The following is a 17,272-nucleotide window of genomic DNA, read 5'->3' as shown; positions in this document are numbered from 1 at the left end:
ACGTGGGGCATTCCTTGGGGCACTTTCAGCCCAACGATGGCCCGGAGGCCTGTTGTTCTATTGCTCAGAGGAGGTTGGCTGGGATGGTAGGATTCCCAGCACCCCGTTGACCCTCATCACCTTTTCTCCGGAACCGAGAGAACTGGGGCCTTCGTTGGGGCCTTTTGGTGGACTTCGGGTGCCACGGGTGTCGGGGCGTGACGTCGCGCAGCGGGCTCGTTCACGGGGGCAACCGGTGGACCTACATCCCAGCCGTTGCCGCCCGCCACCCGTGGACATCCTTGCCCAATCGCTCCCGGTCGTGGACCTCCCCGCATCCCCGGTGGACGACTTGAACGGTCGCGCACCACCGGTGGGCGGGGTGTGAGGAGCGCAGGGCGACCGGGGGGGGGGCGTTGGGGAGTGGTTTGCTCAGGGTGTTCGGTGAATTTACGGAATAGCGGCTCACCGAAGGAACAAGGCGCATATCACTATTCACAGCGGCTTCATCGGAAACACACTGTTTACAGATCAGCATGCTATTTAGTTGAGAACGTCCTGTAGGTAGTAGGCGGGGTCGGTGCAGTATGTGTCGCAAGCACAGTGTAGCGAGTTGCAGAGGGTTCGCGCCGACCCGCCTATTATCTTTGTCTCAACCACCCCGAGAAGTTGGGTTGTTTGAGTAGCATCCTCTTTTGGTTCTTCTAAGCAAAACTAGGACAAGAACTGGATAGCTGAAAATAGCCAGCGCGGGTAAGTGTGTGAATCCATACTATTTTTGGCTAATTGATTGCCAATTGAGTGATAATTCTATTGGCTAGGATTCTTTGTTGCGAAATTGGAGCTAACGAGGTCCCAACCAACTCAATGCACTTTGATCGTAGTTTCCACGCCGCATACAGACGGGGGCGGCGTTGATGAGTGGACCCTCATCACCTTTTCTCGTGAGTTGGAGAAACTGGGGCATTCCTTGGCACAGTTTGGAGCGACGAGAGGGTGCAGTTGGTGACATCTCGACACGGCTCGTTCACGGTGGGTAAGCGTAGCTAACACTCCCACGCTTGGGCTGACTAGTGAATTGTCATCGCTCGAAGAAACGAAATACGGATTTTTTTGCGTTTTAAGATTGCCGTGCTCTGCGCATAGAGAAAGTCCACTTCCCGCCCGCACCTCAAAACTGATGTACTCCATGCATCTAAAATAGAAGCAACCAATGGAGTATCCCATGTATCTAAGTTTTCTATTTTCCCTAGTACGTTCCTCAGTGCGTCTCCGGCCCAAGAGTGAGCTGGAGGCGGTAGTCATCCTACTGCTTTTCGTTGTCCGTCACTGGCGTGCCCGATGAAGGGGCTGGTGGAGGGCGTCACCGTCGTTCTACGAGCCTTCGATGACGTCCCCGAACACCTCTTCCTGATCCACAGCGTCGAAGAAGACTGCGTGACCGGCGTCGCGCTCACCGGCCCTCTGACTGGTGCCTACGGTGAACCCCCGATCGAACTAATCAAGTCGGTTCACCGGCCTTAACCCCACCCCCATCCAACTTTGTTGAAACACTAACTGGAGCTCGGCTCCGGAAGGATGACTCATGTCTAATCGTATTCGTTACGCTTACCTGAAACAGCACACATGGCTCTATCGCCGCAACTACCCCGCCGACGTCGCCATGATCCTCGGTGTCGCGGCCCTCAAGCAGTCCCTGAAGACCAGTGACGCCAAGCTCGCCGGTGTCAGAGCAGGCGAGGTTAACACCCTCTTCGAGGCAACCGTCGAGGCGGCCCGGAGTGGTATACAGGTGCGGCTCTCCGATCCTGCATGGGCGACGTCTACCGCTGACGCTCTCGCTAACCTGCGGACCACTCTTGAGACCTCCGGGGGTGTCGCGTTCCCCGCTAAGAACAGGCAACCGGCACCAACGGTCTTCGCTCTCTCCAGAGAGTATCTCCGGCGTCGCGGGGAGGAACTACGGCCCGGCGGATATAAGAGTGTCCGCTACTCGGTGGACCTGTTCAGCACCAAGTTCCCGGATCGCCCGATTACCTCCCTGACGCGGGAGGACGGTCGGTTGTTCCTCTCGCTGGTCCCTCGGCTCTCACGGCTGATTGGCAAGTCACCCGCCACCCAGCGGAAGACCATGGATCAGCTATTGGCCTTCTCCACGGATCGTAGGGACTGGATCACCCCCAGGACCCAGAAGCGTATCTGGGGGCAGGTCAATCACTTCCTCGACTGGGTGGTCTACAACGGGCATCTGACCCAGAACCCTTTCCGAACGATAAGGTTCGAGGGGAAAGTGAAGCCAGCACCCTACGCAGTGCCAACGGACGATGAGGTGCGACGCCTGTTAAGAGAGGTGAACACCCCGATTCATGACTTGCTCCGGATGTGCCTGCTGACGGGGATGCGATCGGGCGAGGCGGCTGGCTTGCTGCGGGAGGACCTCGTGATGAAAGGCAATCTCGGCACCTTCGCTCACATCCGCCCCAATCGGTTGAGGGAGTTGAAGACAGACGCCAGCGAAAGACTGGTCCCCCTGCACTCGGAGCTCGATCAGGTGTTGGATCGGTTGCCACCCGAGGGCCCACTCTTCCCCCATCTCAACGTTAACCAAGTGACCAAGGCGTTCACACACCTGAGGGAGCGGCTGGGGCTGGAGCGACCGGGGTTCGTCTTTCACAGCACCAGAAAGTGGTTCATCACGCAGTGCGAACGAACTGGTGTGCCGGAGCACTTCACGGCGAGCCTCGTGGGCCACCAATCGGCGCGGTCGGAAAACCAGCTGACCTACTCGATCTACTCAGCCGGTATCTCGGACGAGCAGAAGCGGGGTATCGTCGATCAGATACGGTTGCCGTGCTGATCCCCGATATCGACGCGTTCGAGGAGCGGGCCGCCATTTCAGAGTACGATGGTGGGCTTTCCCGGGAACGGGCAGAGGACCTAGCGGCGAGAGCTCAGGGGTTCCGGGGGGCTGACCACTACTGGCAGTGGTTGGCCGACTACGTGGTGAAGCGGCAGGTGCCGGAATAAGATCGCCCTCGGCGGTTCCTCAGGGAGCTGCCGGGGGTGCACTTTGCTTTTTTATCGAAAGGTGGCTTCCACTTCAATCCAACTATTTGCTCAACGACCTCGCATCCAAATGGATAACTAGCTTATGATGTTTTGGTTAGAAAATCGACGGCCTGTTGGAAATTCGCGCCGGTTAGTTCTCTGTATTCCTTAATTGCACCTACACGGTTTCCTGCGTGAAACGACTTTGCAATGCGGAACACTTCTTCGTTCTGCAGTATTTTTACTTCTGGAGAGTGCATTTGTTTGGGCTCGCCTCGAAGTCTTTCTAGTGCTGCTTCCAAACCAGATTTGAGTGCATTCGCCTCTGAGTGGGCAGACTTCACCAACTGTTCTTCGCTGCGGAACTCTTTCTTAGCCTCTTCTTGGGATTTAGTTTTCTCTTCTACTTCGCAGTCCATTCGCCTCCCATCAGCAATGGGTGCGGCAAACAGTCCGAATATCCAGCCACAGATCAACCCGACCACTGCGAACAATATGCCATAAATTATTACGCCAAAAACTAAGTTTAAGAACCAAGTTACACCCGACGCATCGTTGTTGAAGATCGCAATGGCTATTCCAACAAGCCAACCTAAGACACCACCGCCGGCAACGGATCCAAATCTGGTATCCTGCCTAAACCCTGTGTCTCTGTGAACTTCTACATTGGGAATAACAGTGCTTGTTCGTTGCCCTAAAAGGTAATTAACTTGAAAATTAACCGACTTAGTTTTCAGATCGATTAATCTCTCTCGTTCTGCTTCAAGTAGTTCAATCCGATCTTTGTAGTCCACAGACTCGGACAACGTGAGCGGCATTTCCAATGTTTCAAGCTCCTTGATCAGCAATTCGAATTCCGGGTCAAGGTTATTGGCTCCAGTATCTAGCTCTTTCAGCTCACGTAGGGCCTTAGGATGCATCTGCCCATCTTTCCATGAGCGTAAATTCGAGAGTAACTCGTCACGTGCGTTTGAAAACCAACCGCGCACAAGGCCAATATGATCGATAAAGTCGGCATCGTTGACAGCTCGGAACGCAAACAGACTGTTACTCTGCACTGCTATCTTGAGAGGTCCTTCGACTTGATCAACTTTGCCGAGCCTAAGGCGCACTTTGGCGAGTAAGTAGTCGGCTTCAGGAACCTGCGCAGCCAATTGAGTGGCAGAAATAAGATGCTTCTCTGCTTCTTCAAGTTCCTTGAGGCAATAGCAACACCAGCCAACGCGTGTCAGTGCTTGCTTTTTGAAGAAACTTTTTGTGTTAGGTAAAAACCGAACTGCATTTAGGAAGTCATGTTTGGCAGCTTCGATGTCTACATGATCCAGATCTGTTCCGATCATACCTTCGTGGATTTTTCCCCTAAGATAGTAAAAACTCGGCTCCAGTTTGAAGCCGGAATGATGATCATCCCCTTCAATGGCTTTGGTGGAGAATTCTAAAGCCTCAGGCCAGTTACGAAGATCAGTTTGCTCCTGAGCGGCTCTAAACATTTCCAATGACCAAGTTCCGTCTGGCTTTTTAAGGAGATCAACCAACTCCGTAAGCAATTCGTTGGTCAATTGGAGTTGTTCTGACAATCTATCGAAACCTAAGTTCATAGTTTCATTTAGGTCATATAATTTATCGCCAAGACCTCGCAACTCCATCGTGACGACCGAAAAGCCTTCCATCATGTGCTGATCAATTTGAATTAATGTGTCGTCTACCCCAGCCAATCTAGCTTCAATGGCCTGACCGCTTCGCTCGATCTGGCCCGAGACAACCTGTGCAGCCACACCAAGTTTGACACCAAGTTGCTCACCACTCCCGATAATTGCAGCTGTTTGGTCGTCTACGGCCATGACTAAACGGTCGGTGTGACTACGTTCTTCTAAATAGGCGCGGTAGTCGAACTTCTCGCTCAATGCATAAAATGCAGACGGTGTATTCTGCCTATTCAATGAAACACCCCTTAAAACTTAACCGTAATCAATAAAGGCGAAACGGCAAGGTCCGTCAAGAATCTTCCTCCAGCAGCCCCAACCTCCGGGTGGTGCGCGATCGACCACGGGCCGGGAGAGCCACGACGGGGATGCGGGGAGGTCCACGACCGGGAGCGATTGGGCAAGGATGTCCACGGGTGGCGGGCGGCAACGGCTGGGATGTAGGTCCACCGGTTGCCCCCGTGAACGAGCCCGCTGCGCGACGTCACGCCCCGACACCCGTGGCACCCGAAGTCCACCAAAAGGCCCCAACGAAGGCCCCAGTTCTCTCGGTTCCGGAGAAAAGGTGATGAGGGTCAACGGGGTGCTGGGAATCCTACCATCCCAGCCAACCACCACAGTTATGGCAAAGCGCCTGAAATTAGTACCCGGCGCTTTTTTGGTTTCCGCAATGGCCCGCATCGCGGCAGCGGGTCAGGACAAATCCGCTCGGACAGTGACCATGATGCGGCTTCAGGGTCAGCGCCGGATGGACCCTTCGCATACCTCGCCGGGTTAACGGAGCCTTGCGGCTGGCATGAAGTTCGCCGAAGATTTTTCATCCCAGGACCGACATCATCTTAACGAGTGATGGGCAGTTTCCTTCTGGCGGCCCATATTCGGCAAGTACGCCAATCACCTCATGCGATCGGCGTATTTCTTCAGGACTTGTCAACGAGGTTCCGAAACGTGCCATTCCCTCAATGCCCCGCGTTCCTGACATTCAGCGCAGATCAGATCATGCACCTGCAGTGAAACGGCGGCTTTGAAGGGTTGCACTGCAGCAATAGAGATGGGCAATGGGTCGTTTTTAGTGGGGCGGATGCTACCTAGCCGGGAACATGCTGCGAACGAACTAATGGCGGTTGAGAGCCCAATATGACGAATGCTGCGTAACGCAGAGATGGCCGGAAGCTACGCAAAGTCACTGTTGCCCTAGATGACTAGCGGTCACAGATGCCCGTGGCTTGCATCAATCCGCTGCCATAGGTGTTATCGGGTCCGGTTCGGCCAAGATTCAGACTATTGGCGGCAAGACGTTCACGTATTCGGTTGGTACCAGCGTTAGCAAACATTTCGGGGTCTGCTGCAATGCGGGCTGTAACGAACGGCACTGCAATAGATGTACCTGTCACAAACCGAGCCCCTTGTGCAGAGCTTGCCAAGACGTCAACTCCGGGTGCGGCGATGTCCACATGCGGCCCTTGGCTGGCTTCGCGATAGATCTTGCCATCGGCATCTACTGCGGTAACCGCGATAACGGAGCCAAATGCCGCCGGGTATTGTGCGGCGGCCTTGGGACCCGCGTTCCCCACTGCCGCGACCATTATCAGACCGCGTTCATACGCCCTTTTGATGGCCAGATCCAACAACTTGTTGAACGGCCCTGCCAGTGAAATGTTGACGACTTTTATGTCTTTTTCGATGAGCCAGTTGAGCGCTCTGACAAGCGAGTCAACACCCGCAGCGCGACCTGCATCTAGGGTTTCCTCTATGACGGCTGCATTATACAAAGTCGCATTACGCAGACGGGTCGGGTCGGCGAGGACACTGGCAATCTCGGTACCATGCCGACTGGAGCCTATGGACCCGGTCGTAAAGCTCTTTTGGATCAACTGCTTGTTTGAGAGACCGGCAGCCTTCGCATCTACTTGTGTGTCGATCAACCCGATTGGCGCTGATACCTCACACCCGGATTTCGGCCAGTTCAGTAAAGCGTTAGCATAAGACAGAGATGATGTTTTGGTATTAAGTGTTTGTTCACGATACGCGTGGTTTACTCCAACTGTGGAACCGGAAATCGCCGCTTCAAGTTCCGCAATTGCTTGTTTGCCCGTTGTTCCTTCGGGCATCTCAAACGAGAGCATGATCAGGCCCAATGACCTCAGTGATGTCACTTCCCGCAATTTGTACCCCTTTGCCGAGGCGAACATCTGCATGTGCTTTTGAGCCTTGGTTCCTGAGATCAGGGTGACAATTTCGCGTTCGTCGACAAAGGCACCTTGGGAGATATGTGGGCCGTCGAGACCTTGGCTATTGTCAGAGCTGCATGCCGAAAGCGACAGGGTGAGAATAGCGACGCTTGCCAGCGCCAAATTTTTTAACATCACGCCCAATACCCCATTTTTATGTTCGCTTGCAGAAAACAAACCTATGCCGTTACTACATTGTCGCTCCGCGGCGCCTAAGGTTCAAATTTATTATCTCCTTGCCGAAATGGTTTTTGAACCTTTTAGGGACCTATCACGTCAAAGGGGTGCGGTTATGTTGTTTGACATAGTCGTTGCAGCACCCACTTGTGGGAGTTAATTGATATGTGCAGCAAGCTAATAGGGCTTGATTGGAGCGCAGATGGACCGTGAAGACGAACTTCTCTTTTACGTACAAAACCGCCTCTCAGAGCGGGACAGAGAAGCATTTGAAGAGCGTTTGGCCACAGATCAAATCTTGGCGGCAGAGCTGGCCGTATTGCAAGCCGCGCGCAACAACTTCACGGAGAAAAAGAGTGGCGCGTCTGAGTTAAGTGTCGGTTGGGCTGATCTTGAAGGTCGCATGGATGCCGCGCAGCCGACCGCTGCAAATGACAATCACCCGATACGGCTGGGCCTTTTGCAAGTTGCCGCGGTTTCCGCGATTGCTGTGATGGCGTGGCACTTTGTTGCTGTTCCGCAATTTGCCAAGACCCCAGACGCTTTTGAAACCGTATCGCAGGAAAGCGACGCTCATGTGTTGCAGGTTATCTTTAGCCCTGATGCCACTCTTGCCGAAACAGCGGCATTCCTGACCCAGTTTGACGGTTCAATTTCTGGTGGCCCTAGCGCGGTTGGCCTCTATCGCTTGCGTTTTGCCGATCCTGAGCAGCTTGAAAGCGCGCTGGAGGCGGCCAAAGCCAATGGTGCACTCTTTGAATTTGTGGCTGCTGAGTAGCGGACTACTTGCTGACCAGACACCTCAAGAGCAGACGCTTGGCGTGAAAGATGCGCGTTTTGACCGTACCAACAGGGATGTCTTCCAGACCAGAAATTTCCTCGTAGCTGAGATCTTCGTAAAAAGCCAATCGAAGTGCGTTGCGGTGGTCAGGCTTTAACTTCTCAAGACAGGCGCGGACGCGGCTCGCCTCGTTTGCGGCCATCAGTAAGGCTTCGGGGTTGGGCGTGGGATCGGCGGTGTCCGGCACGTCATCGACAAAGCTAAGGCGCGTGTTTTTGCGCTGCCTATCTATCAACTTGTTGCGGCCAATTGTGTAGATCCATGTCTTTACGGAAGATTTGCCGGCAAATTTGTCAGCCGTGCGCCAGATCTGAAGCATCGCTTCTTGTGTGGTGTCGTTCGCAAGGCCGGTATCGGCGCCGCGTCCGCGCAAAAAGGCAAACAAGCCGTCATAGTGACGTTCATATAGTAGCCGCATCGCCTCACGATCACCCGTCGAGACAAGGTTTATCAGCATCTGATCATCGTCAGTCTTAGCCATTTTCGCTTCCGTAAGGCTTCGCTGCTTAGCCGTTAGTCAGTGTCACCAGACCTTCGTCCACGCAAGATAAATCTTCCTGTTGCTGTTGCCGGGCCAAAAAAGAATGAACCTTTTGCAAAAAACGCACGTCTAAGCGGCATAGATCAACAAAGGAGAGATACCATGTCCCTACTCAAGCGCCGTCAGGCGCTACGCTTTACTCTAGCCGCATTTGCCGTTCCAGCCATGGTCGCTGCTGCAATGGCCGACGGCCACGTTGCAACCCACACGGTCACGATCAAGGGTTTCAAGTTCGAGCCCGCAAACTTGACGATCAATGCCGGCGACAAGGTTGTCTTCGTCAACGCCGACGCGGCACCGCACACGGCGACGGCGAATAACAAATCGTTCGGCACTGGGCGTCTGAAAAAGGGCCAACAAGCCGCTTTGGTCTTCAAATCAGCAGGGAAATTCGCCTATTTCTGCGAGGTTCATCCCAAGATGAAGGCCAGTATCACTGTCAAGTAACCGGCTACAGTCAAACGCTAATATGAACCCAAGCTTCGCGCTGTCGCTTGGGTTCATGATTTCCCCAAATTCTTTTTGCACCTTTCCCTGCGCCAGTTGGACTAATGGACAGAATGGTTCAATGGTCTGCCCTTTGCCCAACGTTCGTAGGGTCGCCACTGGTTCCCATATCCCCGACGACGGACACTGCTTTCTCGAGAATGCATGAGACCCGCTCAGTGACCAAGGTCAGCTTTGAGCCCAAACTATTAGTAAAGGAATTAAGGCCATGGGCTCTGAGCGACGTGGAGGCTATTTACCGGTTGTCATCTTTTCGTCAGATGACAACGCTGGGTCAATATGATCCCAAGATTCCGCACTGCTCAGGTAATTGGCCCGATTTGGTTTTGCTATTTCAGGATCATGTAAGGAAGACGTTCGGACTACAATCTTCCCATCCAATCCTGCTCTCGTGTGGAAGATAGCACTGCCGCACTTAGGACAAAATCGCCTGTTGATCAGATTTCCGCTGTTGGCAATACGACATTCGGCTACGGTCTGGTCCGTGCCGACGGGGCCTGTCTCGACTGAGGCTCCCTCTTTGAGGCTGCGGCGAGTTCCTCACATGAGCAAGCCCCGCCAGCTGAACACTGGCGGGGCCGCATACCTCCGACGTACAAGGTACTCAGGCAATCATAAAATCGTCGGTGGTAAAGTCTGTGACCACGGCATCCTCAAAGGTGATCACTTTGTTATTGAGGGCCAGTTCCACGTCATCGCCGATCTGGGTCAAATTTTTCATCAGGTTGTCGGTCGTCACGCCGGGATCGGTGGTTAAAAACGCGAGGCTGTCCACGCCGAACTCGAAATCAGTTATGATGTCGATGCCGGTATCTTCTTCGAAAAAGACAAAGGTATCCGCCCCTTCGCCGCCCGCCATCACGTCATTTCCGGCGCCGCCACGAATTACGTTGTCCTGATCGTTGCCGGCGATTGTGTCGTCGAACGCCGTGCCGGTGACGCCTTCGAATTTATTTGCGGTCGACGCTTGGGCACCAGGCGCATTGGTGTTTATGGTGCCTGCTCCCAGATCAACCGCGACAGCGGACGCCGCCTGGCTGAAGTCCAGCAGGTTCACGCCATCGCCGCCATCGAGATCAAGCACGATCTTGCGTAGCACGTCGCCCATGATCACCGCCGCATCATCGCCGCCGCCGAAATTCGTCTCCAGCGTTTCGGTGTTGCGGATGTCGAGCTGGAACAGGCCTGCTTCAGTTTGGTCATTGACCTCAATCCGGGCGAACTGCACGCCTTGATCCGTCACCGAAAACTCTGCCACGTCTTTGTTCTGAAGGTCGTCGTTCACCAGATCAGTGTCGAAATTGACCTGCACCAGATCGTCGCCTTTGCTACCATTCAAAAGGTCAGAGCCGTCGCCATTGTTCCACACAAGGGTGTCGTCGCCCTTGCCGCCGAAGACCTTGTCATTGCCCTTGCCGCCGATCAGGGTGTCGTCACCGGCCCGACCATTGATCGTGTCTTCCCCGCCAAGGCCCGAGATCACATTGTCCCCGGTGTCGCCCTTGATCTTGTCGTCAAACTGAGTGCCGATGACGTTCTCAAAGTTCTCCGCCTTGGAACGACCGAGTTTGCCTGCGGCAAGATTTACCTTGATCGCTGCGTCGGCCTGCGACAGATCAAGCGTGTCAACTCCGTTGCCGCCATCAATATCCAGCGCAATCTTGTCGAACACGCGGTCCTTGATCACTGCGGTGTCGTCACCGCCGCCGAAATTCGTCTCCAGCGCCTCGGTCTCGCGAATATCGAGCTGGAACAAGCCTCGTTCTGTCTGGTCATTGAGTTCGATCCGGGCGAATTGCACGCCCTCGCCACTCACCGAAAATTCGACCACATCCTTGTTTTGCAGGTCGTCATTCACCAGGTCGGTGTTAAAATTGACCTGCACCTGATCGTGACCACTACCGCCTTTCATCAGGTCTGAGCCATCGCCATTGTTCCAGACCAGCATGTCATTGCCTTGCCCACCAAACAGCTGATCATCGCCCTTGCTGCCGACAATGCGATCATCGCCGACCCCCCCGGATAGGTAATCCTCGCCGTCACCGCCCTCCAGCGTGTCGTGACCGAAGCCACCGAAGACTGTGTCATCCCCAAGACCGCCGGAAATCCTGTCGTCGCCGAACAGGCCGAAAATTAGGTCGTTGCCACCGTTTCCGGTGATGATGTCATCGCCGAACGAGCCGATGATCAGATCGCCGCGGCTCGATCCTTCAATGTTGAGGCCATCGGAAAACAGGTTGAAAAAGTTGAAGCCCGGCATGTCTTTCTCCATTCAATTTTAGTTTTGGTTTTCAAGTTTATCGCCAGCTGTGCGGAGCCTTTTTCAAAGTCAGGGCTTTGCATCAGCGCCCCGATGCCAGCGAGATACCCATTAGTCGCGCCGGGCTAAACTTCGGTTCAAAACTATTTTTGGTTTTCGAATGAAGCGCAGGGACGGCTTGTCCAAGGCACCCTATTGTTTGCGAAGCGGGCGTTGGTGCACATGCCGCGAAAGGCAACAATGGGCCGTGAGTAACAATGTGCTGTTGCTCCAAGAGTGGGATTGCTGCGGGCGGAGATCGGCGGCTTTGCGCCAGCTTTGACTTTTTCACACGACGAGGCGGCTGCGGTCTATCTCAGGCGGCCCATATCAGCGAGCCTCTAGATGAATTCATCCGGCACTGAAAACACGAAATCATCGGCATCCACAGTATCGTGATCGATATTCCGCAGCACCAATCTTTCGCCGGAAGCGAGGCGGATTTCGGCATCGGTGGTATTGTATGAGATGATTGTGAGGCTATCGAAACCCTGATCTTCAATGAGAATCTTGTCCTGCCCTTGAGCAAAATCATAGATCACGTTCAGGCCTGAGCCTGCGCCAAAGACAAAAACGTCATCGCCGCCCTCACCATATAGCCTATCCGTTCCACCAAGGCCGCTTACCAGGTCATTGACCGCAGATCCTCGGAGCACGTCATTGCCGTCGGTGCCCGTTAGGATACCGACCTCTGGTTGCTGATCTACGATATTCACTAAGGCGAAATCTGTCAGCGAAACGCCGTTTAGCACCAGAAGATCACCGTCGGGCGATCGCAACTCCAGATCACCAGCTTGGGACTGCTCCACGGTCAGAGACGTCACAAACAGATCGACCAACAATATGGTGTCTTCTTCAACGTTGAAATCATAAACTGTGTTCGTGTTGGAGCCTGTGCCAAATGATATCGTATCAGCGCCAACCCCGACAGTTATCAGGTCATCGCCAGCACCGCTATCGATCCAATCATCTCCGCCGAAGGCGAATATTTGGTCTTCTCCTGCAGAGCCGATCAAGTCATTCGAGCCTTCATTGCCCAGCATATGGATTTGTATATCGTCGGCGGACTCGTAGCTGACATTTCTGAGGACGATACGTTGCCCGTCTGGCGTTCTGATATCCAAGTCATTGTCGCCATAAGGGCGAAACGTGACGTTGGCCTGCGAGTAACCTAGCAGCCCAATTGCATCCTCTGCGATGTCGAAGTCATATACGATGTCGGTGCTGGTATCAGTGCTGAGTACAAACGTGTCCGCCCCCGAGCCACCATAGAGCCGGTCTCGGCCCCAGCCTCCGATCAAAACGTCGTCCCCATCATTGCCATAGAGGTAGTCGTCGCCAGACAAACCAATGACCTGATTATTCAAATCATCACCCTCGATATGAAGGCGACCGCCTATTTCTGTTGTTTCAAGGCTTGGTTGGGCGACTGTCAGGTTAAATGGAAAGATCGGGACGGAGCCATTCGGGCCGGTAACGTAGATGAAATCATCAATCTGCATATTGACGCTGTTCTCCACCGCCCCATACGAAATGTTCGGGCTGGAAAGCTCGGTTAGCGTCTGGACCCTGAGCAATCCTGAAGAGGTCATAGTGGCCAAGGTGATCTCGATTTCCACGCCATTCTCGACGATTGAGAAACCGCCAAGATCAAAATCCCCTGAACACCGTTGATCTGGGGCCAATTGCAGCTGAACCAGAATGGTGTTGTGGTCGACAAGGATGGCTTCACCGACTGCGGGCGATGTCTCTCCCGTAGAAATGGCGATGGCCATTCTAACTGCTGCAGCCTCGTAAGCAGCGACTGTTAAATGGACGCTGTCTCGTAACTCCAAATCGAAAATTGTTGTGGCCAGCGCTATTGCGTCAGACGAGTCCGCTACGAGTTGCTGAGCGTCCCGTATTGCCTCAGCGCCTCCATGCAACCTTTCTGAATAAAACGCCCGGTCCCCTAGTGCCTGAATGTAGACGTCAGGCGTATTGCTCGCATCGGCAAGTTGACCGAGAACAAAACCAAGTGCTTCAGTGTATTTGCCGCCCCCATGTTCACCCACGTAAGTTGTGTCCGCTTCGCCTTGAGCCCAAATAATACCCAGAAACTCAATACCCGTCGCGACAGCGGTTTCAATTCTGCCCAGAAAGAGCGATAAATTTGGACCCGCCACGCCTGTGGTCTCGTCGTACCAATAGTTCTGACTGATACGCTCAAACAGGTCGGCATCGTCAGGAGCTCTGACACCCGCATATTGCAATGCCGATCCGCTTAAGAGGGCCGACCCGCCACGGGCGGCGTCAAAAAACTGAACATCGGTGTATTGAGGATTGAGAGCGAGGAAGGTTTCTTTAAACGATTCGAGTGCAGATCCGTCATCTACATGAAACCACTGGTCAATGTTAGATTGGCCCGCGAGCACAAAGTGAGCGATCATCGTTAATAATCCTATGGGCCGTTGAGAAATTATAGGTCAGCGGTAATAGGCCCGTATGTACAAAACAGTAAAGCCGCAGAAGCTTTGCGATTCAACTGACGGCCGACATGGGAGGCCGTAAGCCCCACGCCGATTTTGTTAGATGGCCAAGAAATTGGTCTCGTCAATCAACAAACCCGTTGTAAAGGTGGTGAACAGCTATCCCTCGGCTGCATGATTTCCATTGATGCCGAAGTAACAGGTTTCCGGCCGCGCTGTCGTTTAGGAGGCGCAAGTCTGCGCCGTTGGCAAGCTCTGTGCCGTCGATGACCAATGGCGCCACATCCGGTGGCTGGTGTCGATCAAACCTTCGCGACGATCAGAATAGTGCAACTGTCCCTTTGGCGGATTAGTACCTCGAGGCATTGTATCGGCTGTGACTGGTCGCGGTACGGCAGCCGCTGAAATGGTCGCTTCTCGGCGCTAGGTGCATCGATCGTTCACGATTACAGTTTTGCTGACACAAGAACCTTTCGCGACCTCTAGACCCAGAACTACACTGCAGCCCGTTGTATAATGTGGGTATTTAGACGTGACACTATCGAATAGCTAGCAGTCAGATTGATCGAAGCGACTAGCAACGTGCTGGAGCAATTTGGGTTCAAGCCAGCCCAACGCATCTACATCAGACCGTTGATGTGCTGAATTGGCGAGGCTACCATTCGTCAGCCTGCCGTTCTGTTATTTTTGGGGGTAGCTGATGCATGGTTTTTGAAAGCTGTTTGGAGCGCAAATCATGCCTCGCGCCTGACTTTCCGCCACCAGCCCAAAACACAAAGCATTGTAAACGGGACGCGCTATCGAACAGAAGCGACCATACTGCTGAGACCAGTCCGCTCGATCCGGCCGCTGGTCGAAATGCCTTTGAAGACGTTTTGCGGACCGCTGACGTTGATACATGAAATTGGCTCTTAGCCCAAAGAAGTGCCAAACTTACAATGTAATGTTGATTTTTTGCGCGCGCCAAGAAATGGTACGCAAAAAGTAAAATAAAATTGACGCAAATATGCGGTGGAGTGAACGGCCATGACCGGCAGCAAGATCAGAAACATGGAAGAATTTGCCAGCCTTAGCGGCATCTCTCGCCCGACGATATCCAAGTACTTTAACAATCCCAACAGTGTCAGGTCCAGCACCCGCAACAAGATTGAGGCCGCTTTGGAGCGACTCGAATACCGCCCTAACATCTACGCAATGAACCAGAACCGGAAGTTGACCAAGAACGTAGGCGTCGTTGTGCCGCTGCTGTCAGATCCCTATTTTGCCGAGATCGCACGAAACCTTGAACAACACTGCTTGGCCGCCGGGTATCGCCCGACTCTGTTCAGTTCTCACGGAGACCCGGCGTTGGAGGTCGAGGTGATGGACACCTTGCGGTCCCTTAAGCCCGCGGGCGTATTGCTGGCCCCTTTAGGTCGGGCATCGGATCGCGCCGCATTGAAGAAGTTCTGCGACGACGTGCCAACGATCATTTTTGACAGCAGCGTGGACGAGATCGGGTTGGCCTTTGTAGGGTCGGACAACTTCCAATTCACCGCTCATATCACCGATTATCTGTGCCGCACCGGTGAACCCCCCTGTTTTTTTGAGATGAAAACGCCTGCAAACCCAAACGCGCATCGCCGACGCCAGAGTTATCTCAATGCGATGGAAACATTCGGTTATACACCGCACGTCATTTCAGTTGATGGAGAAGGTTGGGGCTTTGAGGAGATCGGGCGCTTGGGCGGCCACGAGGCGCTGGAACAGGGTCGGTTTTCGACCAATACGATCCTGTGTAGCAATGATCGATTAGCCATTGGCTTACTAACTGCCTGTTTTGAAAAAAACATTCGCGTTGGACGGTGCGAGGATTGTGCGATTCGAGTTGCCGGGCAGGACGGACACCCGCATTCACGCTACACCTGCCCGCCGCTCACGACAATTTCACACGCCTATAATGCGGTATCGCAGACCGCCGCTGAGGCCCTGTTTGCGGCCATTGGTGGGCAGGTATCGCCTTGGAAAAGCACGCGATTGGAAGGAAAGCTAATCTTACGCGACTCCGCATAACTGGCTAAACTTTACGCGCGTAAAATACTTGTTGACGCCGTGTTGCAATTCCGACTAGCGTTGGAACATCACATCCAACCAGGGAGGATTCAGGATGTCTTTTAAGAGGACACTTTGTGCTGCGACTGCGCTTTCGCTGATTACAGCCAGCGGCGCGTTTGCAGACAGTCATTCTGCCACGATCACCATCGCAACCGTGAACAACGGTGACATGGTTCGTATGCAGGGCTACACCGATCAATTCACCAAAGAAACCGGCATCGCCGTTGAGTGGGTGACGCTCGAAGAGAACACACTGCGTAGCCGCGTTACGACGGACATCACCACAAAAGGTGGTCAGTTCGACATCATGACAATCGGCATGTACGAAACCCCGATCTGGGGCGCAAACGGTTGGCTGGTCCCACTGGACGATCTGTCCGAAGAATATAATGTAGGTGACATCCTGCCTGCCATGGCGGGTGGCCTGTCCCACGACGGCACACTTTATGCGGCTCCATTCTATGGCGAGTCTTCGATGGTCATGTATCGCACTGACTTGATGGAAGCTGCCGGCCTCGAGATGCCAGACGCGCCAACATGGGACTTCATCGCCCAAGCGGCGGCTGCAATGACAGACCGTGATAACGAGATCAACGGCATATGCCTGCGCGGCAAGGCTGGGTGGGGCGAAGGAGGTGCATTTATCACAGCCATGTCCAACTCTTTCGGCGCGCGTTGGTTTGACGAAAACTGGCAGGCGCAGTTTGATACCGAGCAGTGGGCAAATACGCTGAACTTCTACAAGGGCATGATGGATGCGTCCGGTCCTGCCGGCTACGCAACAAACGGGTTCAACGAAAACCTATCGCTGTTCAACCAAGGCAAGTGCGGCATGTGGATCGACGCGACTGTTGCCGCATCCTTCGTCACTGGTGACGATTCTACAGTTGCGGACTCTGTTGCGTTCGCGCTGGCACCCGACACTGGTCTGGGCAAGCGCTCAAACTGGCTTTGGGCATGGGCGCTTGCGATCCCTGCCGGCACTCAAAAGGAAGCGGAAGCCAAGCAATTCATCGAGTGGGCAACCGGTACCGGCTACATCGAAATGGTTGCGGCCAACGAAGGTTGGGCAAACGTTCCTCCGGGTGCGCGGACATCTTTGTATGAGAACCCAAAGTATCAAGCGGTTCCATTTGCAAAAATGACGCTGGACTCGATCTTGTCGGCTGATCCGAACAATTCCACCGTGGAGCCAAGCCCATACGTCGGCATTCAGTTTGCGGCAATTCCAGAGTTTGCGGGCATCGCAACCGAAGTGAGCCAAGAGTTCTCAGCCGCTTATGCAGGTCAGCAGACCATCGAAGAGGCGCTTGAGAAAGCTCAGGCAATCACCAACGAAGCAATGGAAGCGGCTGGTTACCAATAAGCCGCTACTTTGTGATCC

General features: G+C 53.9%; 12 protein-coding genes. 6 read left to right on the top strand and 6 right to left on the bottom strand.

All coding sequences use genetic code 11. From position 1 onward, the window contains the following. The first annotated feature begins 1,564 nt into the window (after positions 1 to 1,564). Positions 1,565 to 2,836 (top strand): tyrosine-type recombinase/integrase, encoded by a 1,272-nt coding sequence (locus BCF46_RS17820; RefSeq protein WP_121027625.1) that lies wholly within the window; start codon positions 1,565 to 1,567, stop codon positions 2,834 to 2,836. Between the two features lie 292 nt (positions 2,837 to 3,128). On the opposite strand, the gene BCF46_RS17815 is transcribed toward BCF46_RS17820, so the two are convergent. Beyond that, positions 3,129 to 4,967, bottom strand: coding sequence for a tetratricopeptide repeat protein (locus tag BCF46_RS17815; RefSeq protein WP_147436015.1), 1,839 nt, complete (start codon positions 4,965 to 4,967; stop codon positions 3,129 to 3,131). 331 nt (positions 4,968 to 5,298) lie between these two features. On the opposite strand from BCF46_RS17815, the gene BCF46_RS19825 reads away from it, so the two are divergent. Further along, the gene (locus BCF46_RS19825; protein ID WP_121027619.1) at positions 5,299 to 5,508 is read left to right on the top strand and encodes a hypothetical protein; all 210 of its coding nucleotides are present in this window, start codon (positions 5,299 to 5,301) and stop codon (positions 5,506 to 5,508) included. A gap of 424 nt (positions 5,509 to 5,932) precedes the next feature. Here the strand turns inward: BCF46_RS19825 and BCF46_RS17805 are convergent, their stop codons facing one another. Further along, a complete protein-coding gene (locus BCF46_RS17805) occupies positions 5,933 to 7,138 on the bottom strand; it encodes a S8 family serine peptidase (protein ID WP_245990225.1) in 1,206 nt (401 codons plus the stop codon). A gap of 202 nt (positions 7,139 to 7,340) precedes the next feature. Here BCF46_RS17805 and BCF46_RS17800 point away from each other — a divergent pair, with 202 nt between their 5' ends. Further along, positions 7,341 to 7,916 carry a hypothetical protein gene (locus BCF46_RS17800; RefSeq protein WP_121027616.1) on the top strand — a complete coding sequence of 192 codons (576 nt, stop codon included), beginning with the start codon at positions 7,341 to 7,343 and terminating at the stop codon, positions 7,914 to 7,916. A 4-nt stretch (positions 7,917 to 7,920) separates the two neighbouring features. Here BCF46_RS17800 and BCF46_RS17795 read toward each other — a convergent pair whose 3' ends face one another. Then, positions 7,921 to 8,460 carry an RNA polymerase sigma factor gene (locus BCF46_RS17795; RefSeq protein WP_121027613.1) on the bottom strand — a complete coding sequence of 180 codons (540 nt, stop codon included), beginning with the start codon at positions 8,458 to 8,460 and terminating at the stop codon, positions 7,921 to 7,923. Positions 8,461 to 8,622: 162 nt separating this feature from the next. Here BCF46_RS17795 and BCF46_RS17790 point away from each other — a divergent pair, with 162 nt between their 5' ends. Then, entirely contained in the window at positions 8,623 to 8,967 is a 345-nt protein-coding gene (locus tag BCF46_RS17790; RefSeq protein ID WP_121027610.1) for a cupredoxin domain-containing protein, read from the top strand. Between the two features lie 291 nt (positions 8,968 to 9,258). On the opposite strand, the gene BCF46_RS20235 is transcribed toward BCF46_RS17790, so the two are convergent. The 3 genes from BCF46_RS20235 to BCF46_RS20135 all read right to left on the bottom strand — a co-directional run bounded on the left by BCF46_RS20235 (position 9,259) and on the right by BCF46_RS20135 (position 13,755). Further along, positions 9,259 to 9,486: a GFA family protein gene (locus tag BCF46_RS20235; RefSeq protein WP_121027607.1), complete on the bottom strand. Its 228-nt coding sequence runs from the start codon at positions 9,484 to 9,486 to the stop codon at positions 9,259 to 9,261. Between the two features lie 145 nt (positions 9,487 to 9,631). Next, a complete protein-coding gene (locus BCF46_RS20140) occupies positions 9,632 to 11,287 on the bottom strand; it encodes a calcium-binding protein (protein WP_121027604.1) in 1,656 nt (551 codons plus the stop codon). Between the two features lie 380 nt (positions 11,288 to 11,667). Then, the gene (locus BCF46_RS20135; RefSeq protein ID WP_121027601.1) at positions 11,668 to 13,755 is read right to left on the bottom strand and encodes a calcium-binding protein; all 2,088 of its coding nucleotides are present in this window, start codon (positions 13,753 to 13,755) and stop codon (positions 11,668 to 11,670) included. Between the two features lie 1,065 nt (positions 13,756 to 14,820). Here BCF46_RS20135 and BCF46_RS17770 point away from each other — a divergent pair. Both BCF46_RS17770 and BCF46_RS17765 read left to right on the top strand, forming a co-directional pair. Continuing rightward, positions 14,821 to 15,846, top strand: coding sequence for a LacI family DNA-binding transcriptional regulator (locus tag BCF46_RS17770; protein WP_121027598.1), 1,026 nt, complete (start codon positions 14,821 to 14,823; stop codon positions 15,844 to 15,846). 94 nt (positions 15,847 to 15,940) lie between these two features. After that, positions 15,941 to 17,254, top strand: a complete 1,314-nt coding sequence (locus BCF46_RS17765) for an ABC transporter substrate-binding protein (RefSeq protein ID WP_121027595.1) — start codon at positions 15,941 to 15,943, stop codon at positions 17,252 to 17,254. Positions 17,255 to 17,272: the final 18 nt, after the last annotated feature.

Source organism: Litoreibacter meonggei (genome assembly GCF_003663885.1).
Classification (GTDB): Bacteria; Pseudomonadota; Alphaproteobacteria; order Rhodobacterales; family Rhodobacteraceae; genus Litoreibacter; species Litoreibacter meonggei.
Note: the sequence above shows the minus strand (reverse complement) of the source record. Positions and strands in the feature narration are given on the sequence as shown.

Excerpts from the sequence above, each read along its gene's own strand:
- BCF46_RS17820 (WP_121027625.1), top strand. The coding sequence starts at position 1,565 with ATGTCTAATCGTATTCGTTACGCTTACCTGAAACAGCACACATGGCTC.
- BCF46_RS17765 (WP_121027595.1), top strand. The coding sequence starts at position 15,941 with ATGTCTTTTAAGAGGACACTTTGTGCTGCGACTGCGCTTTCGCTGATT.
- BCF46_RS20140 (WP_121027604.1), bottom strand. The coding sequence starts at position 11,287 with ATGCCGGGCTTCAACTTTTTCAACCTGTTTTCCGATGGCCTCAACATT.
- BCF46_RS17790 (WP_121027610.1), top strand. The coding sequence starts at position 8,623 with ATGTCCCTACTCAAGCGCCGTCAGGCGCTACGCTTTACTCTAGCCGCA.
- BCF46_RS17795 (WP_121027613.1), bottom strand. The coding sequence starts at position 8,460 with ATGGCTAAGACTGACGATGATCAGATGCTGATAAACCTTGTCTCGACG.
- BCF46_RS20135 (WP_121027601.1), bottom strand. The coding sequence starts at position 13,755 with ATGATCGCTCACTTTGTGCTCGCGGGCCAATCTAACATTGACCAGTGG.
- BCF46_RS19825 (WP_121027619.1), top strand. The coding sequence starts at position 5,299 with ATGAGGGTCAACGGGGTGCTGGGAATCCTACCATCCCAGCCAACCACC.
- BCF46_RS17770 (WP_121027598.1), top strand. The coding sequence starts at position 14,821 with ATGACCGGCAGCAAGATCAGAAACATGGAAGAATTTGCCAGCCTTAGC.
- BCF46_RS17800 (WP_121027616.1), top strand. The coding sequence starts at position 7,341 with ATGGACCGTGAAGACGAACTTCTCTTTTACGTACAAAACCGCCTCTCA.